Source organism: Sphingobacterium sp. ML3W (assembly GCF_029542085.1).
In the GTDB taxonomy this organism is placed as follows: domain Bacteria; phylum Bacteroidota; class Bacteroidia; order Sphingobacteriales; family Sphingobacteriaceae; genus Sphingobacterium.
Genome location: NZ_CP107036.1, coordinates 6,073,268 through 6,084,838 on the forward strand (window position 1 = coordinate 6,073,268; position 11,571 = coordinate 6,084,838).

Genomic DNA, 11,571 nt, shown 5'->3' on the forward strand with positions numbered 1-11,571 from the left:
ATTATGAACTCAAAGGCAGCAGAAATTGAAAGAGAGAACCCAATTATCGTGGGACTCGATATTGGTACTACCAAAATTTGTGTTACGGTTGGGAGACGTAGCTCAGGGAACAAAATCGAATTATTAGGTGTGGGCAAAGCCGACTCTGCTGGTGTGAGCAGGGGAGTGGTTGCCAATATCCAAAAGACTGTGGGAAGTATTTTGGAGGCGGTAGAAATTGCCGAAGCACAATCTAATGTTGATATTAAGGTTGTCAATGTGGGGATCGCTGGTCAGCACATTAAGAGCATCCAACACCGTGGAATATTTACCAAAACAGATGGTGATGATGAAATCATTCGAAGAGATATCGAACGGTTGATTTCGGATATGTATAAACTGGTACTGCCTCCAGGAGAAGAAATTATACATGTTTTACCTCAAGAGTTTACGGTAGATAATGAACCGGGTATCCGCGAACCTATCGGCATGGCTGGACGTCGTATAGAAGCAAATTTCCATATTATTTCGGGAAGAGTTACCGATATCAAAAATATTAAAAAATGTATTGATAATTCCAACCTGGAAGTTGCTGAACTGATCCTTGAGCCTTTGGCATCTTCAGAAGCTGTATTGGATGAAGATGAAAAAAATGCTGGTGTTGTATTAGTTGATATTGGTGGTGGAACGACAGATGTTGCAATCTTCCATGAAGGAATTATTCGTCATACCGCTGTAATCCCATTGGGCGGTAATATTGTGACTGAAGATATTCGCCAAGGTTGTTCTGTATTGCGTTCGCAGGCGGAATTGCTGAAAACTCGATTTGGATCTGCTCTTGCAGATGAAAATAAAGAAAATGAGGTAATTTGTGTGCCGGGATTGAAAGGTCGTGAACCGAAAGAAATTTCGGTGAAAAACTTAGCTTATATTATTCAAGCTAGAATGGAAGAGATTATCGAGCACGTGTATTACGAGATCAAATCTTCTGGTTATGAAAATAAACTGATAGGTGGTATCGTTATCACAGGAGGTGGAGCTCAATTGAAGCATTTGGTACAACTCGTTGAGTACATTACCGGAATAGATTGTCGTGTCGGTTTTCCCAACGAGTATCTTTCGAAGAATGAGGTATTACCGAAACCACTATTTGAAGAATTGAAAAGCCCATTATACGCAACAAGTATTGGCTTGTTGATCAAAGGGATTCAATCGCATGAAGAAGAGGAGGATAGTCGTAGAGAAGTGCATGCTCCTGCTAAAAAAGTGCAGGCGACCACAACCACGAAAGAAGTTTCGGAACAACAGCAAAAAGAGCAAGGATTGTTGTCATGGTTCAAACGATTTATTAAGGATGGTAACGAAATTGATGACGCAAGTTTTTTAGATAAAAAGTAAGTTTTCCACAATGGTTGAAGTTTTCCACAATTTCACAAATGTGGAAAACTTTTGTTGAAATTATATTATTATTACATTACATATAGTGGGTTTGGTTCATTTTGATATCGTGTTCATTATAAGTTAAATAGGGATAAGTTATGTCAATACAGTTTGAAATGTTAAAAGAGCAATCTTCAATAATCAAGGTTATTGGGGTTGGTGGTGGTGGCGGCAATGCCGTAAACCACATGTATAAACAAGGAATTAGTGGGGTAGATTTTATCGTGTGTAATACTGATGCGCAGGCATTGGAGTTAAGCCCGATCCCAAATAAAGTTCAATTGGGAATAAGTCTAACCGAAGGTATGGGTGCTGGAGCAGATCCTGATGTAGGTGAAAATTCCGCTATCGAAAGTATTGAAGATATCAAACGCATGTTGGGCACCAATACCAAAATGTTGTTTATTACTGCTGGTATGGGTGGTGGTACAGGTACTGGAGCAAGCCCCGTTTTGGCTAAGGCCGCTAAGGAATTGGGGATTCTTACTGTTGCAATCATTACCACACCATTTACGTTCGAAGGTAAACGTCGTCGCTCACAAGCGGAAGAGGGACTTTCGGAATTACGTAAATATGTAGACTCTTATCTTGTTATCTCCAATGATCGCTTGCGCGAAATCTTTGGAAATCTAACGATGACAGCAGCTTTCGCAAAAGCTGATGATATATTGACGACGGCAGCAAAAGGTATCGCCGAAATTATCACTATCCCTGGTTATGTAAACGTCGATTTTAAAGATGTTCGTACGGTTATGAACGATAGTGGTGTAGCGATTATGGGTAATGCGATTGCCGAAGGCGAAGATCGTGCATTACGTGCAGTCGAAGGTGCTTTGGCTTCTCCATTGTTGAAAGACAATGAGATCGAAGGGGCTCGTTATATTTTATTGAATATTACTTCTGGAACAAAAGAGGTAACTATGGATGAAGTTGCAATCATCACAGATTATATTCAAGAAAAAGCAGGCTTGTCTGCCGATTTGATCTGGGGTAATTGTATTGACGAAAACTTTGAAGATGAATTGTCAGTAACAATTATCGCAACAGGTTTTCAGACTTCGGAAGAACGTGATAAAGAGCGCGAAAATACAAAAGTATCTATGCCCTTGACACCTGAACCGGTAAATTCTTTTGTTAAACCTGTTTCTCAGGTGGCTCCAAAGGAAGCGCCAGTTGCCAATAGTTTTGTCACTCCGGTTCAACGTGTGGATACACCAGCTCCTTCAACAAATACACCAACGCCGAATAATCTGCAGTCTGACTTATTTACTTCTCCTAAAAATGTTGTGCAACAACAGCAAGTAGTGATTGAAGAACCACAGGTAATACGTCATGATTTGGGGTTTGATGGCGCTTATGAAGAGGAAACTCCATTTGCTGAAAGTGATTTTCAATTGAAAACTTCACCTTCTGTTTTTCAGTTTCAAATGCCGACAGTATTTGATTCATATGCTGCTCCATCATCATCAGACTATGATGAAAGACCTACGTTTTCTTCTAGCACAACCAATGAGCAGATCGAAGTGCCTCAGGTCGAAGAAGAGCAGGTTTCGTTTGAGGATCAATTGGTACGTACAAAAGAGCGTATCCTGCGCTTGAAAGAACTAAGCATGAAATTGAAATCTTCGAATGGTCTTCATGAGTTGGAAAATGAGCCAGCTTACAAAAGAAAGCAAATGTCATTGGAGGATACACCACATTCTTCGCAGTCACAAGTCTCTCGCTTTACATTGTCATTTGAGGATGGAAATACCGAGATTCGACCAAATAATTCATTTTTACACGACAATGTAGATTAATCGAATTGACATAAAATACTAAAAAAGCCATCCAATCGGATGGCTTTTTTAGTATCTTTAAATACCGATATAATACAATTATACAAGCTATGACTAAAAAATTAAATAACCCTGTATGGGTGATGAGTTCTGCCTTTGATAAATTGTCACTACCAGAATTGATTCAAACAACAAAAAGAATTGGCGCCGGTGGAATTGACCTTTGTGTTTTTAGAAAAGATGGCACGCGTGAGGACCATACAGCTACACATTTGGACTATGAGGGATTTACACCAGTAAAAGCTAAAGAGACGCTAGAATTGTTTAATCAGGCCGATTTAAAGCTTTCGCTTGGAGCCTTTGAGAATATGATTGGAGGAGATCCCGAACAGCGTGTGAAAAACCAGAATCACCTATTAAAATTGATCCGGATTGCCCATTTGCTGGGTGGTGATGAGAATAATGTCAAAGTTGGTACTTTCGTCGGTTATAATCACGAATTGGGAAATCAGCTAGATGGATTTCAGAAAAACCTGGATGAATATAAACGCGTATTTGCACCAATTGTTAATTACGCTGAGAGTCTTGGGGTAACAATACTATATGAAAACTGTCCTATGGAGGGCTGGCGTTCTTCAAGGTATAGTTCTACCTACAACAACTTGCCTGCCGTCTTGGCAGCACGTAAATTGATGTATGCAATGGTGCCTAGTAAAGCACATGGTGAAATTTACGATCCTTCACATGATGTTTGGCAAAATACAAACCCAATTGACGTCATTCGTAATACTGATATCAGTAGATTGCAGCGTATACATGTGAAAACTACGCGAAATCTGCAAACAACTGCTCGTGTAGACTGGGGTGGAATGTATCCCATGCAACATGTCGATGCTGAACTAGCAAAAAAAGCAAATGTGAGTATTCCGGGGCATGACTGGGATAGACATCACTATGAAGCGATGCTTCCGGGATTTGGTGGATCAGATAGCATGGATTGGCGTGGTTTTGTTGATCTACTTCAGGAACGTGGATTCAAAGGGCCATTTGAAATTGAAAATGAGGCAAAAAATTCAAAAGATACGGGTGATTTCTCAGCAACAGTACAGGGATTTACGACTTGTCTTAATTTCTTAGCTCCTATGTTATGGGATTTGGAAGCTGAGGTTGGTTACGCTTATAAAAAATCTGAACCTTTAAAAGATATCAATGCAAAAGATATTCCGGTTATTACGATGGATGATCTAATCTAAAAAAAATACACTCCAACAACATTCTAATTGTTGGAGTGTATTCTGAAAAGTTCAATTAGCTCAGGAATATTGGAAACATTTAATTTCTCAAATATTCTGCTTTTATAGGTGCTTACAGTTGATGGGCTCAGCTCAAGTAGACCCGATACCTCAATGATTCCTAGACCTTTGATCAGTTGTTTTGCCACATCTACCTCTCTGTTTGACAAGCGTGCCAATGGATTTAATTTCGTGAGTTCGGATTTACTCTGAGTCAATTTTTGGACATATAAATCCTGTACATTGCTCGACATATACTTACCTCTTTCTTGGATAGCTAATATAGCGTGACTCAATTCTGCCATCGCGGTAGTTTTATTGAGATAGCCTACTGCTCCAGCTTCAATATAGCGTAAAGCATATAATGATTCATCATAAGATGAGAAAATTAGAATTTTTATAGTAGGTTGAATCTGTAGGATTTCTTCAACAACTCTAATATTATTTCCTCCTGGCATATTGATGTCCAGTAATAATAGATCGAAATCTTCCAGTTTTATCTTTTCTAGTACCTCGTCGAAATTTTCGGCTTGAAATATTTCCGCTTTTTTAAGGGTCTCCTTAATAATAACGGAAGCTCCGAGTCGTACAATACCGTGGTCGTCTGCAATAAGAATCTTCTTCATAGATACTTTATATTATTCTGGGCTTTAATTACCGTACGAAATTTAAAGTACTATCAATATACAATATATCTTGATATTTTGCCCTAGTTAACGAGCAAATATAGCAAATTAAGTTAATAAAAAACTTGAGCATATCGTTTTAGGTCATAATTTTAAAAATAGGATTTAAGATAGAAAAATATACGACAATAAAGACTCGCGATAAAAAAGTGGTTTATTTTAATTAGATTTATGTGACAATTACTAGTTTTGGTAAAATTTTAAAAGATTAAATGGTTTTAATATGGGATTTTTAAAAGAATTTAAAGAGTTCGCAATGCGCGGAAGCGTTGTTGATTTGGCTGTCGGTGTTGTTATCGGTGGGGCATTTGGTAAAATTGTTACCTCATTGGTTGACGATATTATCATGCCGCCCATAGGTTATTTAACAGGTGGCGTAGATTTTTCATCCAAGAAAATTATACTTAAAGTTGCGGACGAGGCCACAAAGCAAGCTGAAGTTTCTATTAACTATGGGAATTTTATCAATGTGATCATCCAGTTTATAATTGTTGCATTATGTATTTTTACTGTTATTAAAGCATTAAATTCGTTAAAACGCAAAGAGGAGGCTGCTCCTGCCGCTCCAGCTGCACCAACAAAAGAAGAAACATTGTTGACAGAGATCAGAGATATTCTGAAAACTAAATAATTTCAAATTTTATTTGATTTCGAATAAAACAGAGGAGTACCACTTCTCTGTTTTTTATTCTTGTGCAATTTGTAAATTGGTTTTTTAGGCTGTCAATGAATAAATTAGAGATGACTTTTTACTTAAAGTCTAAATGTTCTCAATATTGTTTGTTTTTGTCTAAAATAAACTTTACTTTTGCATTCCTCTTGGGGAGTTTTGTATTAATTGAAGTAAGAACAAATTAGCATAATAGCGTCATGAAAAGAACATTTCAGCCATCGCAAAGAAAAAGAAGAAACAAACACGGTTTTAGAGAGCGCATGAGCTCTGCAAACGGTAGAAGAGTATTAGCTTCACGTAGAGCTAAAGGTAGAAAACGTCTTACAGTGTCTGACGAATACCGTCACAAAGGTTAATCTTTGACAAGGATCGGTGGCCGCTTATAAGAGCTTTTTCTGATAAGATTAAGTCATCGTATGAGAAATACATTTACAAAAGAAGAACGGTTATGTGCGAAAAGGCGTATTGATACGCTTTTTAAAAGCGGTTCTTCTTTTGTTTTGTACCCTTTTAGAATTGTTTTTGTATTCGAAAAAAACAGTGAGACTGAAAATTCACCCCCCTGTCAGTCTATTATATCCGTTTCCAAACGTAGGTTCAAAAGAGCAGTAGATCGCAATACGATAAAGCGTATGATGCGTGAAGGCTATCGTCTCCAGAAATCGAATGATTTGATTCCTTTTTTGTTGAAACATAATGTAACTTTGTATTTAGCTATTCAGTACGTGGGCAAACAAATCTTAGCATATGATGTGTTCCATACCGCGATGAATAAAATGCTGAAAAAATTACAGGATGAATGTGCTGATGCTTATTTGGAAAAAGGGAATTAAACCTTTCTTTAGTTTTATTTTCTTAACTATTATTCGTTTCTATCAATTGTTTATTTCACCATTTTTGGGCGCCAATTGTCGGTATACACCTACTTGTTCTCAATATGGCAAGGAGGCTATTCTAAAATATGGGCCTTTTAAAGGTGGGTGGATGGCTTTGAAGCGAATTGGACGTTGTAATCCTTGGGGCGGCCATGGCCATGATCCTGTACCTTGATCTCAATATAAACGATGAATAATTTAATTTTACAAATTGATACCTCAACCACCGTTTGTTCGGTTGCCTTAAGTGAAAATGGACAGACATTGGCTGTGATAGATCTTGATGAACCTAATGCGCATGCTGCTAAACTGACTGTTTTGATTGAGCAAATTTTGTCTGAAACAGAGCATTCTATGAAAGAACTGGCCGCGATAGCGGTGAGCATGGGACCGGGATCTTATACAGGGCTGCGTATTGGGGTGTCCACAGCAAAAGGTCTTTGTTATGGTTTAGATATACCTATGATTGCGATCAATACGCTTGAAGCATTGTTTTTTGGATATCAAGAGCAATTTGGACTGCAAGAAAACGAAGCTTTTATACCAATGTTGGATGCACGTCGCATGGAAGTATATTCTGCAATTTATGACCATAAGCGTGACCTTGTAAAACCTACTTCGGCAGAAATAATTGACGCTGATTATTATGAAGAACTGTTGACTACATACAATCGTGTTAATCTATTTGGCTCAGGTGCTGATAAATTTGATATATTGTTTGATACTAACGAACGGGTGAATGTGCAGTTGGGGTTTAAAGATTCGGCTGCATTTTTATCACAATTGGCGTTTGATAAATTTCAAAATAAAGAATTCGAGGATGTAGCCTATTTTGAGCCTTTCTATCTGAAAGACTTTGTGGTAATGACAAAGAAAAAGGTTGGCTTATAGCCAACCTTTTCTTTTGAACCATAAGTAAATGGCCATCGAAATAGCAACCATGATTGCCATAGCAATGGGGTAACCATAATACCATTCCAGTTCTGGCATATTTTTAAAATTCATTCCATATACTCCAGCCACAAATGTAATCGGCATAAAAAAGACTGAGAAAATCGTCAAAATACGCATGATTTCGTTCGTGTGATTTGATGATATATTAAAGAATACATTCAATAATTGCGCAACATTCTCAGATAAGTTTTCATACAATGTCGAGGTGCGTATCTGAAGATCTTTTAAGTCTCGCGTGTATACGTCTTTTTTGGAGGACGAATGAAAATGTTCGATGACCTCCTTATACAAGAAAATAACCTTTCTGGCGACATCTATTTGCCGTTTGATGAAATATAGATTTTTCAGTACAGGCTGTTGCTTCATGCGTTTCAGAAAGATCAGTTCTTCGTAAGAATCAATGCGTGTGGATAATTGTTCCAATGTCTTGCTAAAAGTGAAAACCGCAGCTGTAGTAATAAATACAGCCAGTTTTCGGCTATTTTTTGTCTTTACGCTCGTAAATTCAATGTTTTTGAGCTTCTCTAAAAATTCAATACGACGTTTGTGTACAGTGATTACAAAATCACTTCCATAGAAGATTGTTAGGCGATCTGTTACTTCACCGATACTGTCCGAATTCTCTTTGAAATTATCAGACATGACCCGGAGAATAACAAACGTGTAGTTTTCAAATTCTTCAATTTTAGGGAGATGATCCGGTTCCTTGGAATCCTTAATGGAGGCATCATTTAGATTATATCTTTCCTTGATGAACGCAAAATCTTCTGAGGTAGGCTCGGAGATATCAATCCATTCGTAATTTGCGATTTCTTTTTCAACAATCGTTTTGATCATAAATCTAATTTATACAAAGACAAGATACTAAACAATTTTGTTTGTTGCCAATACTTGCAGAAAGGGGGGCTTTTTAATCAGTAGGCTCGGAAGCTTAATAAATCAAAAAAGCCATCAAATGTTATGATGGCTTTCCTGATATTTATCTTAGTCTTCTTATTTGTTGGAAGATTTGTATTCGTCATTTAACTGTTTGATTACTTCATTGGTGATTTCCAGAGAAGGATCAGCATATAATACAGTAGGATTAGATTTAGAATAAGTCAGTACAAGTTTATAACCGTTATCTGAAGCATGTTTTTTCAAAAACTCAGTGATTTTATTGTACACGTTGTTGAATTCTTCTGACTCATCTTTGGCGAGGGATGAAGAAGCCGTCTGATCTAATCTTGCCAACTCATCTTGTTTACGCGCTAATTTTTGTTCGGTAGCTTGTCTATCTGCAGCAGACATTGTAGCGGCATTTTTTTGATAGTCAGCAACCTCACGTTGAAACGCAGCACTTTTAGCTTGAAGATCAGCTTGCGCTTTTTTTACTTTGTTTTCAAGCTTTGATTTGATGTCTTTAAAATATTGATATTTTTCCGAAAGTGAATCAGAATTTAAATAAACGATTTTATCCTTGTTGCTGCCTTGACTCTCTTTGCTTACAGCGTTTGAATCATTTTTGGAGGGTTCATTTTGCGTTTTCGCACCTTGATTACATGATACGATTGTTCCAGCCAATAAAAGACCAAAGGAAACTTTCGATACAATTGAAAATATAGTGTTCATTTTTTTATTATTTGCGAATTAATACTGAAACAAACCTAACATAAAAAAATCGAAATTCTAATTTTTAACCATAAAAAAGTAAAATTATCGACCATTTGATTGTTTGGGATTATCCGTTTAATACTTCACCGCAGACTTGATAAATCGGTCAAAATTTCGTATTTTTGAATATTACATTTAACAGTTTTTCAATGAGCGAAGAAAAGAAAAATGCATCCACCTACTCGGCCGATAATATTCAGGTATTAGAGGGTTTAGAGGCGGTTCGTAAGCGTCCATCCATGTATATTGGTGATACCGGTGTAAAAGGATTACACCACTTGGTATACGAGGTTGTAGACAATTCAATCGACGAAGCTGTAGCAGGGTACTGTACAGATATCTTTGTTACTATCCATAAAGACAATTCAATTTCTGTTCGGGATAACGGTCGTGGTATCCCTACCGGAATCAACAAAAAAGAGAATAAATCAGCGTTGGAACTCGTTATGACGGTATTACATGCTGGTGGTAAGTTTGACAAAGATACATACAAAGTATCTGGGGGTCTACATGGTGTGGGGGTATCTTGTGTGAACGCATTGTCTACACTTTTGAAAGCTGAGGTACACCGCGATGGAAAAGTATACCAACAAGAGTATCAAATCGGTAAACCTTTATACGATGTAAAAGAAGTTGGTGTCTCTGATAAGACAGGTACAATTGTAACATTCCATCCGGATGCAACAATATTCACACAGACCACAGTATATAATTACGATACTTTGGCCAATCGACTTCGTGAGCTTGCATTCTTGAATAAAGGAGTAAGCCTGACTTTGGATGACGAGCGTGAAACTAACGAAGACGGTTCAGAAAAGAAAGAAACTTTCCATTCTGAAGGTGGTTTGAAAGAATTTGTCAAATTCTTGGACGGTACACGTCAAGCATTGATTCCTGAGCCAATCTATGTAGAGGGAATTAAACAAGGTATTCCTGTGGAGTTGGCTTTACAATATAACGATACTTATTCTGAGAATGTCCATTCTTATGTAAATAATATCAACACGATCGAGGGTGGTTCACACGTAGCGGGTTTCCGCAGAGGTTTGACACGTACCTTGAAAGCATATGCTGATAAATCAGGTTTGCTTAAAAACTTAAAAGTCGAAATTACTGGTGATGATTTCCGTGAGGGATTGACTGCTGTCATTTCGGTGAAGGTTGCTGAGCCTCAATTTGAAGGACAAACAAAAACCAAGTTAGGTAACTCCGAGGTAATGGGAGCTGTAGATGTGGCTGTTGGTGAGATTTTAGGTGTTTACCTTGAAGAAAACCCACGTGAAGCGAAATCTATTGTTCAAAAGGTTGTTATCGCAGCCCAAGCGCGTGCAGCAGCACGTAAAGCTCGTGACTTGGTACAACGCAAAACTGTAATGGGCGGTTCCGGGCTTCCAGGTAAATTGGCCGATTGTCAAGATAATGACCCTACCAAATGTGAGATTTATTTTGTCGAGGGGGATTCTGCGGGCGGTACAGCTAAGTCTGGCCGTGACCGGAAGCACCAAGCCATTATGCCATTACGAGGTAAGATCCTGAACGTTGAAAAAGCAATGGAACATAAGATCTATGAAAATGAAGAGATCAAAAATATGTTTACTGCTTTAGGTGTAAGCGTTGGTACCGCTGAAGATGCCAAAGCGTTGAATATTGATAAATTACGCTACCACCGTATCATTATCATGACCGATGCCGATGTGGATGGTTCCCACATTACGACTTTGATTCTGACATTCTATTTTAGATATATGAAAGAATTGATCGAAAGAGGATATGTGTACATTGCTACTCCTCCTTTGTACCTTGTGAAAAAGGGTAAAGAACATGAGTATGCATGGAATGAGGACCAACGTATTAATGCTATTCAACGCCTAAAAGGAACAGGTAAAGAAGATAGTGTACATGTACAGCGTTATAAAGGTCTAGGTGAGATGAATGCGGAGCAATTATGGGATACAACAATGAACCCTGAAACACGTACATTGCGTCAAGTAACTATTGAAAACGCAGCCGAATGTGACCGTATTTTCTCGATGTTAATGGGAGATGAAGTTGCACCTCGTCGTGAATTTATTGAGAAAAATGCACGCTACGCAAAAATTGATATCTAATAACAATTTTATAGCTAAAAAAGAAGGTCTGATGAAAAATTTCATCAGACCTTTTTTTATTCTATTTTATTTTCTAACTTAATACAGAGGAATCATTTTTCTGCCGGGGATAAGTGCTTCTTCAACCAACGGA

The 11,571-nt window shown here is 37.8% G+C and carries 12 protein-coding genes; 9 read left to right on the top strand and 3 right to left on the bottom strand.

All coding sequences use genetic code 11. The features are described 5' to 3' along the window. Positions 1–3: 3 nt before the first annotated feature. From ftsA to OGI71_RS25100, 3 genes are all read left to right on the top strand, one after another. The gene (gene ftsA, locus OGI71_RS25090; protein ID WP_223580597.1) at positions 4–1,377 is read left to right on the top strand and encodes a cell division protein FtsA; all 1,374 of its coding nucleotides are present in this window, start codon (positions 4–6) and stop codon (positions 1,375–1,377) included. A gap of 140 nt (positions 1,378–1,517) precedes the next feature. After that, positions 1,518–3,218, top strand: coding sequence for a cell division protein FtsZ (gene ftsZ / locus OGI71_RS25095; RefSeq protein WP_282252842.1), 1,701 nt, complete (start codon positions 1,518–1,520; stop codon positions 3,216–3,218). Positions 3,219–3,307: 89 nt separating this feature from the next. Beyond that, positions 3,308–4,450: a sugar phosphate isomerase/epimerase gene (locus OGI71_RS25100; RefSeq protein ID WP_282252843.1), complete on the top strand. Its 1,143-nt coding sequence runs from the start codon at positions 3,308–3,310 to the stop codon at positions 4,448–4,450. A 23-nt stretch (positions 4,451–4,473) separates the two neighbouring features. On the opposite strand, the gene OGI71_RS25105 is transcribed toward OGI71_RS25100, so the two are convergent. Next, positions 4,474–5,115, bottom strand: coding sequence for a response regulator transcription factor (locus OGI71_RS25105; protein WP_120259589.1), 642 nt, complete (start codon positions 5,113–5,115; stop codon positions 4,474–4,476). 283 nt (positions 5,116–5,398) lie between these two features. On the opposite strand from OGI71_RS25105, the gene mscL reads away from it, so the two are divergent. From mscL to tsaB, 5 genes are all read left to right on the top strand, one after another. Further along, a complete protein-coding gene (gene mscL / locus OGI71_RS25110; protein ID WP_282252844.1) occupies positions 5,399–5,806 on the top strand; it encodes a large-conductance mechanosensitive channel protein MscL in 408 nt (135 codons plus the stop codon). Between the two features lie 239 nt (positions 5,807–6,045). Continuing rightward, positions 6,046–6,204 (top strand): 50S ribosomal protein L34, encoded by a 159-nt coding sequence (gene rpmH, locus OGI71_RS25115; RefSeq protein ID WP_075991291.1) that lies wholly within the window; start codon positions 6,046–6,048, stop codon positions 6,202–6,204. 60 nt (positions 6,205–6,264) lie between these two features. Next, complete coding sequence (locus OGI71_RS25120) at positions 6,265–6,681, top strand: ribonuclease P protein component (RefSeq protein ID WP_282252854.1); 417 nt, start codon at positions 6,265–6,267, stop codon at positions 6,679–6,681. Continuing rightward, entirely contained in the window at positions 6,644–6,898 is a 255-nt protein-coding gene (gene yidD / locus OGI71_RS25125; protein ID WP_282252855.1) for a membrane protein insertion efficiency factor YidD, read from the top strand. Before OGI71_RS25120 ends, yidD begins: the two co-directional genes overlap by 38 nt. 14 nt (positions 6,899–6,912) lie before the next feature. Beyond that, positions 6,913–7,614 (top strand): tRNA (adenosine(37)-N6)-threonylcarbamoyltransferase complex dimerization subunit type 1 TsaB, encoded by a 702-nt coding sequence (gene tsaB / locus OGI71_RS25130; protein WP_282252857.1) that lies wholly within the window; start codon positions 6,913–6,915, stop codon positions 7,612–7,614. Here the strand turns inward: tsaB and OGI71_RS25135 are convergent. Continuing rightward, entirely contained in the window at positions 7,609–8,514 is a 906-nt protein-coding gene (locus OGI71_RS25135) for a CorA family divalent cation transporter (RefSeq protein ID WP_282252858.1), read from the bottom strand. The two genes, tsaB and OGI71_RS25135, sit on opposite strands and share 6 nt — an antisense overlap. Positions 8,515–8,670: 156 nt before the next feature. Beyond that, the gene (locus OGI71_RS25140; protein WP_282252859.1) at positions 8,671–9,288 is read right to left on the bottom strand and encodes an OmpH family outer membrane protein; all 618 of its coding nucleotides are present in this window, start codon (positions 9,286–9,288) and stop codon (positions 8,671–8,673) included. Between the two features lie 191 nt (positions 9,289–9,479). On the opposite strand from OGI71_RS25140, the gene gyrB reads away from it, so the two are divergent. Next, entirely contained in the window at positions 9,480–11,438 is a 1,959-nt protein-coding gene (gene gyrB / locus OGI71_RS25145) for a DNA topoisomerase (ATP-hydrolyzing) subunit B (protein WP_282252860.1), read from the top strand. Positions 11,439–11,571: the final 133 nt, after the last annotated feature.

Bases quoted from the DNA above. Each gene is read 5' to 3' on its own strand.
- OGI71_RS25135 (WP_282252858.1), bottom strand. From the start codon at position 8,514: ATGATCAAAACGATTGTTGAAAAAGAAATCGCAAATTACGAATGGATT.
- gyrB (WP_282252860.1), top strand. From the start codon at position 9,480: ATGAGCGAAGAAAAGAAAAATGCATCCACCTACTCGGCCGATAATATT.
- OGI71_RS25140 (WP_282252859.1), bottom strand. From the start codon at position 9,288: ATGAACACTATATTTTCAATTGTATCGAAAGTTTCCTTTGGTCTTTTA.
- yidD (WP_282252855.1), top strand. From the start codon at position 6,644: ATGAATGTGCTGATGCTTATTTGGAAAAAGGGAATTAAACCTTTCTTT.
- rpmH (WP_075991291.1), top strand. From the start codon at position 6,046: ATGAAAAGAACATTTCAGCCATCGCAAAGAAAAAGAAGAAACAAACAC.
- ftsZ (WP_282252842.1), top strand. From the start codon at position 1,518: ATGTCAATACAGTTTGAAATGTTAAAAGAGCAATCTTCAATAATCAAG.
- OGI71_RS25105 (WP_120259589.1), bottom strand. From the start codon at position 5,115: ATGAAGAAGATTCTTATTGCAGACGACCACGGTATTGTACGACTCGGA.
- tsaB (WP_282252857.1), top strand. From the start codon at position 6,913: ATGAATAATTTAATTTTACAAATTGATACCTCAACCACCGTTTGTTCG.
- ftsA (WP_223580597.1), top strand. From the start codon at position 4: ATGAACTCAAAGGCAGCAGAAATTGAAAGAGAGAACCCAATTATCGTG.
- OGI71_RS25100 (WP_282252843.1), top strand. From the start codon at position 3,308: ATGACTAAAAAATTAAATAACCCTGTATGGGTGATGAGTTCTGCCTTT.
- mscL (WP_282252844.1), top strand. From the start codon at position 5,399: ATGGGATTTTTAAAAGAATTTAAAGAGTTCGCAATGCGCGGAAGCGTT.
- OGI71_RS25120 (WP_282252854.1), top strand. From the start codon at position 6,265: ATGAGAAATACATTTACAAAAGAAGAACGGTTATGTGCGAAAAGGCGT.